Annotated in this window: 15 protein-coding genes; 12 read left to right on the top strand and 3 right to left on the bottom strand. The window is 61.6% G+C overall.

Annotated features, from left to right (window positions below; all coding sequences use genetic code 11):
* Window positions 1-2: 2 nt before the first annotated feature.
* The 6 genes from P6U30_RS24355 to P6U30_RS24380 all read left to right on the top strand — a co-directional run bounded on the left by P6U30_RS24355 (window position 3) and on the right by P6U30_RS24380 (window position 6453).
* Window positions 3-1118 (top strand): hypothetical protein, encoded by a 1116-nt coding sequence (locus P6U30_RS24355; protein WP_407165426.1) that lies wholly within the window; start codon window positions 3-5, stop codon window positions 1116-1118.
* Window positions 1119-1191: 73 nt separating this feature from the next.
* A complete protein-coding gene (locus P6U30_RS24360) occupies window positions 1192-1431 on the top strand; it encodes an acyl carrier protein (protein ID WP_280972472.1) in 240 nt (79 codons plus the stop codon).
* A 6-nt stretch (window positions 1432-1437) separates the two neighbouring features.
* Window positions 1438-1881, top strand: coding sequence for a VOC family protein (locus P6U30_RS24365; RefSeq protein WP_407165427.1), 444 nt, complete (start codon window positions 1438-1440; stop codon window positions 1879-1881).
* Window positions 1878-2339 (top strand): hypothetical protein, encoded by a 462-nt coding sequence (locus P6U30_RS24370; RefSeq protein WP_407165428.1) that lies wholly within the window; start codon window positions 1878-1880, stop codon window positions 2337-2339. The genes P6U30_RS24365 and P6U30_RS24370 overlap by 4 nt, the downstream gene beginning before the upstream one ends.
* Window positions 2340-2477: 138 nt before the next feature.
* The gene (locus tag P6U30_RS24375) at window positions 2478-3461 is read left to right on the top strand and encodes an NAD-dependent epimerase/dehydratase family protein (RefSeq protein ID WP_407165429.1); all 984 of its coding nucleotides are present in this window, start codon (window positions 2478-2480) and stop codon (window positions 3459-3461) included.
* Window positions 3462-4038: 577 nt separating this feature from the next.
* Window positions 4039-6453: a polysaccharide biosynthesis tyrosine autokinase gene (locus tag P6U30_RS24380; RefSeq protein WP_407165430.1), complete on the top strand. Its 2415-nt coding sequence runs from the start codon at window positions 4039-4041 to the stop codon at window positions 6451-6453.
* A 480-nt stretch (window positions 6454-6933) separates the two neighbouring features.
* Here the strand turns inward: P6U30_RS24380 and P6U30_RS24385 are convergent, their stop codons facing one another.
* Complete coding sequence (locus P6U30_RS24385; RefSeq protein ID WP_407165431.1) at window positions 6934-8103, bottom strand: polysaccharide biosynthesis/export family protein; 1170 nt, start codon at window positions 8101-8103, stop codon at window positions 6934-6936.
* 405 nt (window positions 8104-8508) lie between these two features.
* Here P6U30_RS24385 and P6U30_RS24390 point away from each other — a divergent pair, with 405 nt between their 5' ends.
* From P6U30_RS24390 to P6U30_RS24410, 5 genes are all read left to right on the top strand, one after another.
* A complete protein-coding gene (locus P6U30_RS24390) occupies window positions 8509-9159 on the top strand; it encodes a hypothetical protein (protein WP_407165432.1) in 651 nt (216 codons plus the stop codon).
* Window positions 9160-9355: 196 nt separating this feature from the next.
* Window positions 9356-10660: an O-antigen ligase family protein gene (locus P6U30_RS24395; protein WP_407165433.1), complete on the top strand. Its 1305-nt coding sequence runs from the start codon at window positions 9356-9358 to the stop codon at window positions 10658-10660.
* Between the two features lie 73 nt (window positions 10661-10733).
* Entirely contained in the window at window positions 10734-11396 is a 663-nt protein-coding gene (locus tag P6U30_RS24400; protein ID WP_407165434.1) for a hypothetical protein, read from the top strand.
* A 166-nt stretch (window positions 11397-11562) separates the two neighbouring features.
* Window positions 11563-11895: a hypothetical protein gene (locus tag P6U30_RS24405; RefSeq protein ID WP_407165435.1), complete on the top strand. Its 333-nt coding sequence runs from the start codon at window positions 11563-11565 to the stop codon at window positions 11893-11895.
* Between the two features lie 1001 nt (window positions 11896-12896).
* Window positions 12897-13637 (top strand): metallophosphoesterase, encoded by a 741-nt coding sequence (locus tag P6U30_RS24410; RefSeq protein WP_407170530.1) that lies wholly within the window; start codon window positions 12897-12899, stop codon window positions 13635-13637.
* A gap of 72 nt (window positions 13638-13709) precedes the next feature.
* Here the strand turns inward: P6U30_RS24410 and P6U30_RS24415 are convergent, their stop codons facing one another.
* On the bottom strand, window positions 13710-15086 hold the full coding sequence (locus P6U30_RS24415; protein ID WP_407165436.1) for an undecaprenyl-phosphate glucose phosphotransferase: 1377 nt from the start codon (window positions 15084-15086) through the stop codon (window positions 13710-13712).
* 597 nt (window positions 15087-15683) lie between these two features.
* On the opposite strand from P6U30_RS24415, the gene P6U30_RS24420 reads away from it, so the two are divergent.
* Window positions 15684-15974, top strand: a complete 291-nt coding sequence (locus P6U30_RS24420; protein ID WP_407165437.1) for a hypothetical protein — start codon at window positions 15684-15686, stop codon at window positions 15972-15974.
* A 205-nt stretch (window positions 15975-16179) separates the two neighbouring features.
* On the opposite strand, the gene P6U30_RS24425 is transcribed toward P6U30_RS24420, so the two are convergent.
* Window positions 16180-17193: an NAD-dependent epimerase gene (locus P6U30_RS24425; RefSeq protein WP_407170531.1), complete on the bottom strand. Its 1014-nt coding sequence runs from the start codon at window positions 17191-17193 to the stop codon at window positions 16180-16182.
* Window positions 17194-17247 lie beyond the last annotated feature (54 nt).

Here is a 17247-nt window from a genome sequence, read left to right on the forward strand (position 1 = left end):
AATTGAAATACATCCTTCGACAATCGGCGTTGACCTTGTTGTCGTTCGCCTTCCTTTATGCGCTGCTCGCCGGCGCATCGTTCCTCGTCTTTCCGGATCCGTCGAGTGCCGGCCCGCGGGATTTCCAGGCCGCGGGAGACACGCTCTACATGACGGTTCCGAAATATGTCTTCCTTGGCCGCAGCGTGCTGGCCAACGCGGACCGCAAGATCATTCTGGTGGGAGCATCGAACACCGGGGTCGGATTCCGGCAGAAGCTCGTGCAATCGAAACTCGGCTGCGGCAAGGTGAGCAACCTCGCGATGGGGGGCGCCAACATCTCCGAGGTCAAGCAGGTGATCGACCTCGTCCATGAGGTCCAGACCGATCAGGAACGCCGGCAGAACACTTTTGTCATCGGCATCTGGTTCGGCATGTTCATCGATTCCGATGTGAAGTTTGCGGATGGCGATCGGCACCGTGGCGAGACCGACATCGATATCGAGCGGTACCGCTACGGCTTCTACAGACGCACGCCCGATGGTCCGGTCGCAGTTTTGCCGCCGCAATGGCTGGACGCGGGCGCCATGGCGATTCGGCCGTTTTTGCTGCTTGAGAAGGCCGCGCGCGAGGCCAGGGCCGGCGTCAATCTCGTGATGACCGGCCGCACCAGCGCCCAGCGCACCGACGACGAGCGCGAACGTGTCGTGGTATCGGCGGCTTACAAGCAACAGGCGTTGCAATACTGGACGGAAACCATGGGGCGCCCGAGTGACATTGCTCCGGGCCAGGTCGAAGTCCTGAAGCAGACCATCCAGGCGCTGCTGGATTCGGGAGAGAAGGTCGTGCTCGTCGACCTGCCGATCCCGGCTTGGCATCGCGATGCAAGCCCGTATGAACCGAGCTACCGACTGGCGCTGAAGGGCCTGCTGCAAGAATTTGGCGACCGGCCGAACTTCACCTCGATGAGCATGGACGACCTTGATAACGACCTCGATTATTCGGACGAGGTGCATGCCAAACGGCATCTGGCCGATATCTGGTCGGTCAGGCTGGCCAAGACGCTGGATTCGTTCATCTGTCAGCAGAAGCCCGACAACGCGCCACGAGTCACCACCGTGCGCTCTTCGGAGGGCTAACTGCCGTCCCCGACAACTGACCGCGATCCACACAGCGGCACCACCGCAACTCAATCGACAAAGGAAGGCGCAAATGGAGAAGGCCGAAGTCTATAGCAAGCTCACCGCTGTATTTCAGGACGTGTTTGACGAGGATGACCTCGCGTTGACGCCGCAGACCACGGCCGACGACGTCGACGGCTGGGACAGCCTGTCCCACATCCGGCTCGTGCTGGCCGTCTCGAAGGCCTTCGGCGTGAAATTCTCGGCGTCCGAGATTGGCGGCCTCAAGAATGTCGGCGAGTTCGCCGACTTGATCGAGAAGAAAGCGTAACGGCGCGTGGACCACCCGGCGAACGACATCGCGTCAGCATCTGACGTCCTGGCCTTTCATCACCTCGGGCTCGCGGTCGCCTCCCCCGAGGAGGCGTTTCGTTACCTGGCGTCGCTCGGCTATGCCGCGGGAAACTCCGCCTATGATCCGATACAGCGGGTCAACCTCGCCATGCGGCATCACCCCGTGATGCCGGACGTCGAGGTGATCTGGCCGGGCGACGGCCCCTCTCCCATCGACAAGCTGATCAAGCGGACTGGCACCATGATCTACCATTTATGCTACGCCTGCTCCAATGCCGAACAGGCGCTTGATGTGCTGGCGGCGTCCGGGATCGAGATCGTGCCGGTCAGCGCGCCTGCACCGGCGATCCTGTTCGGCGGCCAGAAGGTCTCGTTTCACCACGTTTCCGGCTTCGGCCTCATTGAGCTTCTAGAGACCGGCGCATGACGAGCGTTTTCCGGTCACGCCGCGTTGGTCACGTCAGCCGCATTTCGCGCAGCCTGATGGCCGCTACTCTGCTTGTCGCAGTCCCGGCACAGGCTCAGGTCGTCGGCTTCGGACGATCGTCGGCGCCAATGTACGGAGGAACCGGCGTGTCGCCGATGCCCGCGAACCCGTTCCCGCCGATGAAGGGCACATATGCGCCGCCGCATAAGGCGCCGGACGGGACAACCTGCATATCGGTCCACCCATCGACACATCCGCAAGTCATCAATCCGAAGATCATCGACCAGATCGTGACCGTGAACAACGCTTGCGGCCAATCGATCAACGTTCAGGTCTGCTATGCCGGCAGCTCGGACTGCATCAAGGTCGCACTGAGCGGCTACCAGAAGCTGCAAAGGATCCTCGGGATCTCGGCGGGTTCGACCGCATTCCGCTACGAGTATCGCGAGCTCTATTGATGGCGCAGTCAGAACCAACCGCAGCCGTTGTCGCGTCGCGCGTTGCTTGCCCGCCGACGCAAGTGGTCACTGATGACGTCCTGACGGAGATGTCCCACGCCGAATTCAGCACCCACACGCGAACCGGGCCTTGAGCGCATGTCGAACACCACCCAGGCGATCGTCTTCGGAGGTGCCGGCTTCATCGGAACGCATCTGATGAACCGGCTGATCGCGTCCGGACAATACCAGCGCATTGTTGCCGCCGACATCGGCAAGCCGAGGACGCTGGTTGCCGGCGTCGAATATGTCCATCACGATGTCCGCGAGCCGATCGACCCCAAGCTCGCGCGCGGCGTACCCGCCGACATCTTCAATCTGGCGGCAATCCACACGACACCCGGTCATCCGGACGGCGAGTACTACTACACCAATGTGCTCGGAGCGGTGAACGTATGCCGGTTTGCCAAGGAAACCGGCAGCCGGAATATCATCTTCACAAGCTCGATATCCATCTACGGCCCGAGCGAAGCCCCGCTTGACGAAGACTCGCAGCCCGCTCCGGTCAGCGCGTACGGACGTTCAAAGCTGTCGGCCGAAGCCATCCATCGTCTTTGGCAGTCGGAGGATCCGGCCAGACGTCTCACGATCGTGCGCCCCGCTGTGATCTACGGTCTCTACGAGGGAGGCAACTTCACGCGGCTGTCGCGGCTGCTGCAGAGACGGGCTTTCGTCTATCCCGGCCGAACCGACACCATCAAGTCGTGCGGCTACGTCAAGGATCTGGTGTCGTCGATGCTCTTCATGGCGGCACGCAACGACAGCGTGTCGGTCTACAACTTCTGCTACGAGCACCGCTATACGATCAGCGACATCTGCGCGGCGTTCGCACAGGCCGCCGGGTACAAGAAGCCAACGCTGACCATTCCGATATGGTTCATGAATCTCGCCGTCCTTCCGTTCGAGGTGCTGCACAAGATCGGCATCAAGACCGGGATCAATCGCGAACGCATCCGGAAATTGTGGTTCTCAACGAACATCCTGCCCAAGCGGTTGGTCGCGAGTGGGTTCAAGTTCGAATACGACGTGGCAAGCTCGCTTCACGAGTGGAAGCACGATTCCGGCGTCGGCGATTTCGATTGATTTTCTGCGGGCGACCTCGAGCCGGCGTTGACCGAGCAAGAGCGTTCTGGGCGCATGGCCTAATCCAACGGCAGTCGACGACAAGCCGCCTCGGCCTGGCCATTCTCGTCGAGCCGGCGCTGCCGGTCCATCTGCGTCGGAGTCGCCGGCTGGGCGCAATCGTCCTGAGCCGATGGCCGTCCGCCTGCTGTGCGACGCGAAAGCTTACCCGTTCAGCACATGGAACCCGACTCTCGGGCGCAGAATTGCCGCCGAAATAGGCGCCGCGCCCGCAGCTTTCGTCGCCGCGGGTCAGGCCTCCTTTTTTGGACTGTTTGCTCGCTGCCGAATTGCCGCTACGCGCGCCACGTCGTGCGCTATCAACCGGCACGGGAATTGCTCTACCTTGGCCGGAACCACAGTCGGCCGGTGACAGCGCCCCAGATCCGGAGGCACGTTCCGGAAATGAATGATGCACTGCACTCTTGCTGACACATTTGTTTGGCACGTTCGGGGGGCTGATGCGTTCAGCGTGGGCCAATTTTCGCTCACTTCGACGCGGCACAATCCAGGAACTCTAGTCAGGTAGACGAGCCGGATGCTCCAAACTCGAATCACACCTCCTCGCGAGATCGAATCTCCCACACAAGAATCGGCTTCGCTGGAGCAGACGATTTCTGCGGCGGTCGCGCTGATCGGCCGCCAGTACCCGGTGATGATCTTCGTGATGTGCCTGTGCATCGGCCTGGCTGGCGTCTACTTGATGACCGCACCGAAGCGATTCACCGGCACCGCCGTGCTGCTGATCGACAGCCGCAAGATGCAGGGCTTGCAGACCCAGCAAGCAACCAGCTCCGACAGTTCGATCGACTCGGCCATGGTCGACAGCCAGGTCGAAGTGCTGAAGTCCGAGACCATCGCGACGAACGTCATCAAGCAACTGCATTTGCTCGATTCGCCTGAGTTCACCGGCGAGGAAGCCGGGCTGCTCTCCAGCGTCTCGAACCTGTTTTCCTGGATGTTTCCGGAGCAACGCCCCTCCGAAGCCGCATTGATGCGGATCGCGATCGGCAAGGTGCTCGGCAACCTCTCGATCAAGCGCGTCGGCCTGAGCTACGTCATCGAGATTTCCTATCAGTCGCGTTCGCCCGACGAGGCCGCGCGGATCGCCAATGCTGTGGCCGAAGGCTACATCAACGATTCGCTGGAATCGAAGTATCAGGCGTCACGGCGCGCCGCGGTTTGGCTGCAGGATCGGCTGAAGGAGCTGCGAACGGAGGCTTCCACCGCAGAACGCGCGGTCGTGGACTTCAAGGCGAAGAACAATATCGTCGATGCCGGCGGGCGCCTTCTCACCGAGCAGCAACTGGCGGAGATCAACAGTTCGCTGACGCAGGCCCGCGCCCAGCGCGCCGAAGCGCAGGCCAAGCTCGAGCGGATCACAGCGATTCTGAACGCGGACGACAGCGATTCCAAGGTCATCCTGAATGACCTGGCGACAGTCACCGACACCATGAACAATCCGGTGATCACCAAGCTGCGACAGACCTATCTCGACTATGCGGCGCGTGAGGCCGACTGGTCCAACCGATACGGACCGACCCACCTTGCGGTCGTCAACCTGCGCAACCAGATGCGCGAAATCAGGCATTCGATCACCGACGAGCTGCGGCGCACGGCGGAGGTCTACAAGAGCGACCTTGCGATCGCGAAAGCGCGCGAGGAATCCAGTCAAAAGAGCCTGAACGACACCATCGCGCTATCCAATGGCACCAACCAGGCACAGATCGCCCTGCGCGACCTGGAGAGCAATGCCCAGAGCGCCCGCGCGCTTTCGGACAACTTCCTGCAGCTCTATATGGTCTCGGTTCAGCAGCAGTCGTTTCCGATCACCGAAGCACGCGTGATCACGCAAGCGTCCAACGCTCCCAACAAGACATCGCCCAAGACCACCCTCATCCTGCTGGCAACGCTGATCGGCGGGGCCATCTTGGCAGGGGGCGTTGCCGTTCTGCTCGACATGATGGATCGGGTGTTCAGGACGGTATCCCAGGTCGAGCAGTACCTGCACACCAACTGTCTTGCTTCGATCCCCGCGATCGGGAGCGAGCAGAACGTGCACCTGACGGGGCATACCCTGCTCTCCAGAGCGGGACGGCTGTTCAACAGACGACCGAAGAAGCCGCAGCCGCTGGCGCCAAAGTCCGTTCCCGCAGCAGCTTCAGGTTTGCCGATGGGCAAATCCGAGCTCGGGTTGAAATACCCGCAGCCGCATGGCGATCGTCTCCTGGCGGCCGACCAGAGCGTCGGAAGATACGTGATCAATTCGCCCTTCTCGCGCTTTGCCGAGGGCTTCCGCTCCATCAAGCTTGCATGCGACCTCAGCAGCTACGGATCGTCCAACAAGGTGGTGGGCATCACGTCCGGGTTGCCCAACGAAGGCAAATCCACGGTCAGCGAGGCATTGGCCCAGACCGTTGCGCAAAGCGGCTCCCGCACGCTTCTGATCGACGGTGATATCCGCAATCCAAGTCTCACCGCGAGGCTTGCCCCGTCCGCGCAGGCCGGCTTGATCGATGTTGTGCTGGGCCGGGTCGATTGGACGGATGCGGTTTGGATCGATCCCCAGACCAACCTCCATTTCATGCCGTGCGTCGTGACCTCACGCTTCTCCAATTCCAGCGACGTGCTGGCCTCGCAACAAATGGAAAGGCTGTTCCAACATTTGCGGGAACACTACGATCGCATCGTCCTCGACCTTAGCCCGCTCGCACCGGTGATCGACGTTCGAGCCACCGGCGCGCTGGCGGATTCGTACATTCTGGTAGTCGAATGGGCCAAGGCCAAGGTCGATATTCTCGAGCGCGTGCTGGGCGAAGCTCCGGTCGTGCGCGAGCGCTTGCTCGGCGCAGTCCTCAACAAGGTGAACATGGCGGTGATGAGCCGCTACGACATCTATAGCGCCGGCTACTATCGCAACCGATATTACAAGCGATACGGTTACGTCGACTAGCGTCCGCCGAAGAGGAGCGATCATCCGGTGCGCCACTGACAGCGGCGCCCGGTGGTTCCAGCACTATCGCATATGCCGCCTTTGGGTGGCTGCGCACGTACGCGGCCTCGTGGTTCGAGACACGCCGCAAGCGGCGCTGCTCACCATGAGCGGCTACCGTTGTGCTGTAAAACAAGACCTCATCCTCTGAGAGGAGATGCAAAGCTCGGACAAATCATGTCGCGAGAATGCGGATGCACATTCTCTCTCAGTCGTCATGGCCCGCCACCGGGTCGCGCGAACGCGCGCCCGATGAAAGCCTCCGGCGGGCCATCCAGTACGCCGCGGCCTCTCGGTTCAACCACAAGCCTCGCTGGAATTAGATCACCCGCATGCGCGGGTGATGACACCGAGTTGATCGCCTTAATCAGCGGCGTCGAGGCGGTGAATTCAGGTCGCCGCGCTGGGCACGCAATGTGGCCCAGCGCGGTTGGTCTCGCTTCACTGGCGCGAGTTGATCCGCAGGATCTGCGCGTTGTTCGCGGTGACGATCGTACTGTTGGCGGTGCCGACCACTGCCTGGACGAACGTCAGGAATTTCGTGGTATCGACTGTGGCAGCGTTCGCGGCGAACAGCACGTCCTTGTCCCGCATTTCAAACTTGCTGGCGAGGAAGAAGCCGGACGGATCGCGGAAGTCGGCGTTGTAAACCACCGGGACCAGCGGACCGGTGAATTTGGAGCAGTCTGCGCCCAGTCGTTCCGCCAGCTCGCGCGGCTCGCGTCGATAGACATAGACGCCCGCAGGCTCAGCCTGCGCATCAATCAGGCCGCCGGCCTTGGCCATTGCCTGCGCCATGGTGATCTTCCACATATCGAACGGGAATTGGGCCTGCCCGCCGAAGTTTCCGCCAATCGTGAACGCGCCGAAGGCCAGGAAGACCTGCGGTTCGCGGTAGACGTAAATGGTGTCACCTGGGTGGATCCAGACGTTGTTGGCCGGCTGATACATCAAGGCTCCGAACGGAACCGTGGCGCGCTTGCCGCCGCGCTCCAGCGTCACCCAGCTCTCCCAGCCCGGTCCGGTGAGGCCGCCAGCACGCGCGATCAAGTCGAGGATCCGCTCGCCGGCGGCATTGGCCGTCAAACGGGCCGGCGTTTTGACTTCACCCAGCACGCTGATCAGCGACGTGTTTTGCGTGATCAAGGACACGACCACCTGGGGCTCAATGGCGCGGTTTCCGATTGCCTTGACGATGTCCCGCTGGATCTCGACCGGGGTACGGCCGTTGGCCTTCACCTGCCCGGCATAGGGAACCGTAATGTTCCCGTTCAAATCAACGTTTTGGTTTGGCAACGCCACAAAGTTACCTGGCCGCACGCCAGCTTCTGCAGGGATGAACAAGCCCCCCGCGGCCGCTTCGAAGATCGACACGGCCACCGTGTCTCCGATGCCAAATCTGATGCCCGGCGGCGGCCGGTGATCAGGAAATGACCCTGCGATGGCGCCCGGACCGTATTCCTTCAGAATATCGACAACGGTCGGTGTCAGCTTGATCAAGACGTAGTCCGGTCCCGACCGCGTGATCTCGCTCTTGATGACATGATCTTCCGGGCCGGACGACGGCATGATCGCGCACCCCGCGGAAGAAAGCAGAATGCCGAGCAACATTCCCCATACTAAAACGCTACGCCTCACAACGCGTCCCCCTACTCCAGGCTAACTTCGTCAAATTCCCCAAGCGGCGTCAACGAAGCCCTAGGAGATGGTGAGAATAAGGAGAGGATGTTGCAGCGCAGTTACAGGTAAGCGCCATTTTAAATGGGCAGAGACACTGTCTAATACAGAGGCATTGCCCAATATTCGTCGCGTTGACGCACGAGTTCCAGGCAATCACCGCGCAGATCCTCGCCCGCCACCGGTTCCATGTGTCTTGCGACGGAGGTTCCATCGCATGATCCAAGTCCAGCCGGCCAAAATCAAACTCAGCGGGGTCGAGAGCGCCGCGGCCGGTCGCTTGCCACAAAATTGAGCAACGTTACCGATCGTCCTTTGATACTGGTGCGGCGTTGTTGAGTGGAGCGTGCAGCATCAGCTCCAATAAGGGTTCCGTTATCGTTGACAATGACACGCTTAACACTGCTGTGCGCCGTTCTGCTGATTGGAGCTCATGGTTCCGGCCGAGCCGAGACGCCACGTCCAGGTATGACGAATTGCGCAACCGGGGTCAGTCCCGAGCAGCGGCAACGCTGCGACGAGGAGGCGTTCAGGCAGGTCCAGTCCGGCAGCCAATCGACGCAACTCGACGGCGGATGGCGATTGGTACGAAGCAGAGACCCCGAAGGCGGTGCCGACGCTGTTTCAGCGATGCATGTTGCCGACAGCTCGAAATCGGACGGGCGCCTCGCCGGCTTGAGCTTGCAATGCGGACGCGACGGGATTGACGTTGCGCTGATCGTCCTCGAGCCCTTGTCGCGCTCGGTGCGACCGACCGTGGTCTTGACGAGCGGAGGAAAGCGCGCGGCGTTCGAAGCGTCCGTGGTCCAGGGCGGCGCAGCGTTACGGCTGCCCGCGGATGCATCGAAGCTTGCGGCCAGCGATTGGCAGAACGCCCCTGAGCTTTCGGTCGAAATCGCGACTGAACCGAACGCGATCCATGGCACTGTGCCGACCAGCGGACTGCCGATGGCGCTGAGTTACCTGTCGCAAAATTGCCATGCTCGATAGCTGCTGGCCGGAACCTCCGCGGGTTCCTTGGTGACATGCGCTCCATTGGCAAACGCCGAGGGCAACTGTCTCGACAATCGATGGCTGGCCTGCGCGTGTTGGCCTCGCGCGTTTGCATATGCGATAATTCGGCTAACCTTGTCGCAGTGACATCATTCCCCGCCCCGATCCCAGCCCAGCTTCGAAGTCTCGCATTTTGCCGGTTGCCTCTTTCCTCCTGACCATATTGCTGGCCGCTGTTCCGACCCTGGTCGTCGCAAATGGCGTTTTCGCACAGCATACGATCGCACTCGCCGCCGCCGTCCTGCTGGCCATGGCGGTCAGGGGCGCGGACGCTGAACTTACGTCCACCACACAGTTGCTGAAGCGTTTTTCAGTCGCGATCCTGGTCCCCGTTATCTGGATGGTAGTGCAAATCCTGCCATTGCCATTCGCGTCATTGGCAAACCCGATCTGGTCGGCGACGTCGATCGCGCTGAACGAACCGTCGCTACCGGGCCGCATCAGCCTTGATCCCGGCGCGACACTGCAAAGCCTGTTTGTTTATCTGGTCTACGTGTCGTTGGTGGTGTCGACCGTCATCATCAGCAGGGATCGCCACAGGGCCGAAACGATCCTGTTCGTGTTGTGCGCCGTGACGACTTTCATGTCGCTCGAAGTCCTGCTCGGCCGGCTTCATTTCTTCGCCGCGATGACTCCGGCCACCGATGCGCCAACAAGCCCGTTTCCTGCGGTCGCCGCGCTCGCCGCGGTCACCAACACCGCACTGATTTCCCGGGCACTCGAGCGACACCTGCACCGGCGGGACATCCGCAATCTGGCCTCGGTCCGGCTCTGGCTCGGCGTACTTTCCGGTTCGTTCGGAATTGCCGCGGCGATCATCGCGATGGCGGTCCTCGCGCGAGGCACGCTGTTGGCAGCCGCCGGCTTTGGATTGATCGCGATCGCTTTCGTCGCCGCGGTCCGCCGCCTCGGATTTCGCTCGTGGCCATCCGCGGCCTTATTTACGGGTCTCGTCGTGATCGTCTGCGCACTCGCCGTGCCGCGCTTTCAGTCGGGCGGCGCGACCCTGGCTGGATTGGCGAGATTCGCTCCCGAAACCGTGGCGCTGGCAGGGCGCATGCTCCCCGATGCTCCGTGGTTGGGGAACGGCGTCGGAACGTTTTCCGCAGCGTCGCGAGCCTATCAGAACGTGGACGCCACGGCCCCGGCAGTCCCGCCTTCCACCGCGGTGCTGGTCGCGATCGAGTCGGGACGGCTGGCGCTTGTGATCCTCGCGGGCTTCGCTGCCCAGCTTTTCTTCGTCCTGTTTCGCGGCGCCGTCCGGCGCGGACGCGATTCCTTTTTCGCATCGGCCGCGGCCGCCGGCGTTCTGGTCGTCTTCTTCGAAGGCTTTCTCGATTCAAGTCTCTTAAGCCCCGCGGTCAGGATCATTGTGGCCGTCATGGTCGGGTTGGGACTTGCACAGTCTGCCGGCCGGACGAGCGGCCTCAAACGCTAGGCGATGGTGCGCTCGCAGCGTAGGATGGCCTCGCATTGAACCTCGGCCTGCCCTCTTCGTCGGAATGGCTCCCTTGAGCGGAATTCGTATCCTTCTGATGGCAGTGGCGCTGACCATCGGATCCTACGTTGTCGTCTCCGCCGTCACGGCGATGACGGCGCTCGAACCCGTGCCATTTCCATCCGATGCCGCCAAGATCAGCTCGCCCTGGGTCGGAGACGTGCCATCCCTTTCGGCGATGCTCTCGCCGTTCGGATCGGAGCAGGAAAGCAATCACGCCCTGATCAGCGCGCTCCAGGCTATCGAGGCCAACCGGAAAAAGCAGACGACCGTGCAATCCGAGCAATATGCCGAGGCCATCGGCAGAGTGAGACGGACATTGTCGATCTCGCCTTACAATCCCGAACTGTGGCTCGCGCTCGCGTTGCTCCTGACGCAACGCGACCCCCACGACCCGGTCGTGTTCGAGGCGCTGAAGATGACTTACTTCACTGCTCCAAGCGATACGCGGTTGATGCCGGTGCGGCTGGACGTCGCGGGCCGGTCCGACATGCTCGCCGATCCCGATATCAGGGATCTTGCACTGAGCGATGTTCGGCTGATCATGACCCGCCGGCCGGAGCTGAAGCCCGCGATCGTATCGGCCTTTCGACGGGCGTCGGAGCGTGGTAAGGCGTTCCTGCAAGATGCCGTTCAGTCGATCGATCCGGCATTCGCTCAAACGCTGCGCGGCTAACGTCGGGCGCGACGCAATCGCGAATCCCGGGCAAGGCCACGCGCAGACGCGCCCCATTGGCTCACCTCGGCCACACTTCATCCAATATTCGCCCGGCAGTATCGTTCCGGTTGCTCGTCCCGGCGCGAGCACTTAAGGTCTGATCGCGATCAGGGGAGCAGAAGCGATGTCACGATCCTATGTCGGTCTTGTTGTACTCGCCTCGACGATGATCATCGCGGCAGCGCCGGCGTGCGCCGCCGACTATGCCGTGCATCCGCGAAAGGCGCGCATCGCGGCATCCGTGCTGCACGTCGACCGCGGGCCAAGCCCCTATTGCGGTCCCCGATGCGGCTGCTGTGCCCCGGTCTACGTTCGACACCGATCGCTCGAGCAGGCCTATCCCTACACCTTCGATCCGCGCACCCGGAGCGACGAGCCACACTATTATTATGGCCGTAACCGGACTTACGTCCGTTACGTGAATCCGCGCTATCCCGATCTGGTGTTTCAGTACTGAGCCGGATCCGGCGGCGTGAGACTCTGCCAATGGAAGCGGCACTTAATCGCCGGCGGCGCCGTGGTCGACGTTGAGCTGGAGCGATTGCTCGTTGATGGAGCGGCGCGTGGCGATGGCCTGCGGGCGCGATATTGAGATAGCCCTCAGGCCTTACGCGGCTCCAATTCGTCCGAACGCTGGCTCAGCGGTCGGCCGTTAGAGGGTGCGCGCCAGGAATCCGGAAAGCTCGAACCGCTCTGCGAGGACATATAGCGTCCATACATCATGTGGTGCGCGCGACGCTTGCGCGAGCGCCGTTCGCGCGTCGCGTAGCCAAGGACGAATCCGAGCAGGAAAGACGCCACCAAGATCAAGGCTGGAAGCATGTTTTATGTCCCGTGCAGCAGAAGGATATTTTCATCTCTGGGCTATGACGTCATCACAATTCCCGCCCTGCACAATCGTTCGCCCCTCAATTTTTTGTGCAGAGCAACACCGCGCAAACAATCCGCTCGGGAGACGCGCCAGGTCGCAAACCCGCCAAATTACGCGCGGCCCGTCTAGGGCGGTGGCAGGCGACAAGCCCATTCGCTAACCGCTCCGGAATCCATCCTCCGCGCGCACGCGACACCCCCAGCGCACCGGCATGGCGCGAACCGCGGGGCGCTTGCGCAGAATCCATAGTCAGACTATGCAGTTCATGATCCCCATGGAACCCAGACGCTTGGCGAGCTTAACGCAACAAGCTGACGATCGGAATCATGCCAAGCCGGGCTTGCTCCTCGACCTCTTCAACGGCGTCCTGTGCAGGCTCGACTGCGCCTACCAGCGCACGCGAGCAAAGCACCACGCGAGCAAGTCTCGGTATGTCCAATCCCCTGATGTCGCACCAGCACTGCTGCCGCGCCTGCCTTTGCTCCCAGACAATCGCTTGCGAACCTTGAGTTGCGGGACCGCGCTCGCCGTTGGAGCGCACCAGAGCTAACATGTTCCGATCCTTTCGCGAGAAACCCCGCCGCCAGATGCTGTCACCGCGCCGATCTCAGCCGTCGAGGCACAAGCCGAGACTGCCGGACGGGGTACGTATCTATGCGATGAGCGACATTCACGGTTGCGCCCATTTGCTGAAGCAGATGCTCCGGGTGATCGACGCGGACGTCGCGCGAAGCCGTCCACGCTATGCCATCGAAGTGTATATGGGCGACTATGTCGACCGTGGGCCAGACTCGCGCAGCACCCTCGATATCCTGATCAACCGTAGCCGGCGCGGCAACACGGTCTTCCTGAAAGGAAACCACGAGGCGTTTCTCGGCGACGTCTTGCGCAATCCGGCGCTGCTGCCCGAGTGGCTGCAGGTCGGCGGGCTGTACACGCTGATGTCCTATGGATTGGCGCCCTCCTCCGCTCCGGGAGAAGAGGAGCAGCAGACGTTGGTGCGGGATTTGACGCGTGCAATGCCGCCCCAACATCGGGAGTTTCTCGACAAGTTGCGGCCAACGTTTAGCTGCGGCGACTTCTTCTTCGTCCATGCCGGCGTCCGCCCCGGAGTGCCGCTTGCCGAGCAGCAGGAGGCGGATCTGCTCTGGATCCGCGAGGAATTTCTGCAAAGCAAGCAGAACTTCGGCAAATACGTTGTGCACGGTCACACGCCCGTGCACATGCCTGAATTGTTGGAAAACCGTGCCAATATCGACACCGGTGCGTTTGCGACCGGCAATCTCACCTTGCTGACGATCCAGGGCAACAGCATGCTCGCCGTCTAGTCGCCCCTGCGAACAGCATCGGCGATGGGAGGGCACTCCGGCCCTCGCCGACGCACAGCATCGCGACCAGCCTCAATAGGCCTCCTGGTACATCAACGCAGTCGCCGTGCGGATGAGGATCCGGATGTCGAGCCAGATGCTCCAGTTGCTCACATACCAGACGTCATACTCGACGCGCTTTTCCATCAGGTCGATGGTCGGGGTCTCGCCGCGAAAGCCGTTGACCTGGGCCCATCCGGTCAGGCCCGGTTTCATGTGGTGCCGATAGACGTATTTGCTAATGAGTTGGTCGTAATAGTTGTCGTGGGCCAGCGCGTGCGGGCGCGGACCGACCAAGGACATCTCACCGCGCAGCACGTTCCAGAGCTGCGGCAACTCGTCGATGCTGGTCTTGCGCAGGAAGCGACCGACCCGAGTCACCCGCTTGTCCTGCTTGGTAACCTGGGTGACGGTGGAGCCGTTCTCGGCCACGGTCATGCTGCGGAATTTCCAGATCTGGAACGGCTTGCCGTTGAAGCCGCGGCGCGACTGCCGGAAGATGATCGGACCGGGCGTATCGAGCTTGACCAGCAGTGCCGCCGTCAGGATCAGCGGCGCCAGCATCAGCAACGCGAAGGATGCGAGCCCGATGTCGAGGCAGCGCTTCTGGACCCGCTCGAACACGGACAGCGGCGGCCGCTGGATCTCGATCGCCACCGTCCCGCTGACCGGCAGGAATGGCCGCGACACCAGGTCGGCGATCGGAAAATCGGGCAAGAGGCGGATCGGCTGCGGAACCACCCGAAGATGCTGGCTCAGCTTCTGCAGCATCGGCAGCTCGTTCCAGTCGATCGCCACCAGATATTCGTCGACGTCAGCCGCGCGCGACTGACGGACCACATCAGCGATCTGCTGGCTCCAGGCCCCGTCGTCCTGGTCCGGGCCCACGCTGAGCACGAAATGGCGCACGACATCGAAGCCGTGCTTGCGGAGGTCCTTGAAACGGTTCGAGGTGAAATCAAGCGAGCGCAGACTGAGCAGGATGACCTTGCGGTCGATCAGCCGCTCCTTGGCGAAAGCCGACGACAGGCAGTAGCGCCAGATCACACGGTGCGCGACGAGCCCGAGCGCCCCAATCACCGTGAACAGGATGATCGTGCCGCGAGACAGGTTTGCCGTCGACTTCAAGAGGAACGCCGCGACCGCAAGCGTGGTCAGCGCGAACAACCAGGTGAACAGGACCTTGCGCGATTGCCAGAGCGTATTCAACAATCTGTGGTTGTCATAGGCCCCCTGAAAATAGGCGGCCGCGACGAACACCATGCCGACAATCAGCCCGGCGCCGAGCGAATTGTCCGGGTCGATCGGCGGATTCGTGAATTCGCGATAGAGCGCGCTCGCCGCCACGTAGCTGAGCAGGATGAGAAAGAAGTCGCCGGCGATGACGAAAAGCTGAAACGGTCTCTGCAACGAGGTCCCGCGGTTCGAGCTCAGTATGCGGAGTCCATCAGAGCCGTAGGTTGTTGCAGACATCTCGAACCTCATCATCACTTCAACGGCCGCGCGTCGCGTGAAAAGAAAACGGACAAAGCCAACAAATGTCGGTGGGGACGACTCGAAACGATCTAACGAAAAAGCTTGCCTGGGAAGTTCGGGTTCGCGCGAACGCTGGCGGAAGTTGTTTAGTAAACGAAGCGATATTGTGGCGCCGCACTCGGAAAATCAATTTCGTTCTTCGCATTGCAAAATTGTGACGTTGGTCTCGATCACAGCATGATGCACAAGCAAGCAATTCGTGATGCGCAATTGCTCAACGCGCGCACGGAACTCGCGTCTCATGGGTACTGCGCAACGAGGAGCGACTGATTGCACGACTTGACGTCACGCTGTTGACACTTCCTTGAGCAGCGCTGCTCGCAGCAACTTGTGCATGAAGCAGAATCATTGACGCTTTCGGGCAACAGTTCGTTGCGCACACGCCTTTGATGTCACGACAATTCGACCGTGGCGCTTAAACCAATCTTAGCTCGCCGTCGTTAGGGAATATGGCGGTGAGGAGTAACGAGTGTGACCACATTGGCGATCTGCTGCACCTTGTTTGGCATGGCCTTGGGGGTCCGGCTCAGGTTTTTCGTCCTCCTGCCGGTGCTGTTCCTGGGAACGTTGCTCATTGTCGTGCTCTCGTTCGCAGAGCAGCTTGGCTTCGGTCAGGCGCTGTCCAATATCGCCGTGTTCGCCGGCTGCCTGCAGCTCGGGTATTTGATCAGCGCACTGGTCAGGCACATGGCCGGTCCGGCGGTGGTGATCGAGAGAAAGGAACCGCTGGCGGTCCGCCGGTCCGTTGACCGCCGGCTGTGAGCCTTGCGACCGAAACGCGGCAAAACCGGCGCAATCTGGGCACAAGAGCGGTAGCAATCTGACGGCGACAGCCAGGAGTGCGCCGCCGACGCTCCTTGGCGAAGCTAGCCTACCGGAAGAGCTCCGGGTGGAACCCGCCTCTCGGTTCCCCATGGCTCCGCGAGATCCGGTCGTCCGGGAGAAGACGGGGGTTCCCGGGCCTGCTTCAGACGCGATAGTAGTCGCGATACCAGGCGACGAACGTCTCGATCCCTTGCTCGATCGCGACCTGCGGCCGAAAGCCGATCTCGCGCTCGAGCTCATCGACGTCGGCAAAAGTCTCGAGCACGTCGTCCGGCTGCATCGGCAACAGGTTCTTTTGCGCAACGCGACCGAATCCCTTCTCGAGCAGCGCAACCACGTGCATCAGGTCCTCCGGCTGGCTGTTGCCGACGTTGTAGATGCGCCACGGCGCCTTGCTCCTGCTCGGCTCGGGCGTTGCACCAGACCAGTTGGGGTCGCCTTGCGGCACGCGATCGATGATCCGGATGATCGCCTCCACGACATCATCGATATGGGTGAAGTCGCGCCGCATGTTGCCGTGGTTAAACAGGTTGATCGGCTGGCCGGTGGTGATCGCCCTGGCGAACAGATAAAGCGCCATGTCGGGCCGATACCACGGTCCATAGACCGTGAAGAACCGAAGGCCCGTCGTCGGGAGGCCATAGAGGTGACTGTAGGAATGGGCCAGCAACTCGTTGGCTTTCTTGGTTGCCGCGTACAGGCTCACGGGATGGTCGACATTGTCGTGCACCGAGAACGGCAGCTTGGTATTGGCGCCATAGACCGACGACGACGACGCGAACACGAGGTGCCGGCAGTCGTTCCGGCGGCATCCCTCCAGCACGTTGACGAAGCCTTCCAGATTGGAATCGGCGTAAGCGTGGGGATTCTGGAGCGAGTACCGTACGCCGGCCTGGGCGGCGAGGTGCACCACCGCCGGAAAGCGGTGCTGCGCAAACAACGCCTGCATTCCCGCCCGATCGGTCAGATCGAGCTTCTGGAACGTGAAGTTGGGGTACGGCTTCAGGCGCTCGAGCCGCGCCAGCTTGAGCGCCGGATCGTAGTATTCGTTGAGGTTGTCGATGCCGACAATCGCCCTCCCCTCGTCCAGCAGGCGCTGCGCAAGGTGAAATCCAATAAAGCCCGCACAACCTGTCACTAGCAACGTGGTCACAATCCGCGTCCTACCAATGCTGCCGGGGGCGTCGTGCTCGGATGAAATCGCTTCAGA

It is taken from the genome of Bradyrhizobium sp. ORS 111 (assembly GCF_045571485.1).
Taxonomy (GTDB): domain Bacteria; phylum Pseudomonadota; class Alphaproteobacteria; order Rhizobiales; family Xanthobacteraceae; genus Bradyrhizobium.

What these genes read in the sequence shown, in the direction of transcription:
- P6U30_RS24410 (WP_407170530.1), top strand. Translation starts at nt 12,897, where the DNA reads ATGCTGTCACCGCGCCGATCTCAGCCGTCGAGGCACAAGCCGAGACTG.
- P6U30_RS24375 (WP_407165429.1), top strand. Translation starts at nt 2,478, where the DNA reads ATGTCGAACACCACCCAGGCGATCGTCTTCGGAGGTGCCGGCTTCATC.
- P6U30_RS24380 (WP_407165430.1), top strand. Translation starts at nt 4,039, where the DNA reads ATGCTCCAAACTCGAATCACACCTCCTCGCGAGATCGAATCTCCCACA.
- P6U30_RS24360 (WP_280972472.1), top strand. Translation starts at nt 1,192, where the DNA reads ATGGAGAAGGCCGAAGTCTATAGCAAGCTCACCGCTGTATTTCAGGAC.
- P6U30_RS24405 (WP_407165435.1), top strand. Translation starts at nt 11,563, where the DNA reads ATGTCACGATCCTATGTCGGTCTTGTTGTACTCGCCTCGACGATGATC.
- P6U30_RS24385 (WP_407165431.1), bottom strand. Translation starts at nt 8,103, where the DNA reads ATGTTGCTCGGCATTCTGCTTTCTTCCGCGGGGTGCGCGATCATGCCG.
- P6U30_RS24370 (WP_407165428.1), top strand. Translation starts at nt 1,878, where the DNA reads ATGACGAGCGTTTTCCGGTCACGCCGCGTTGGTCACGTCAGCCGCATT.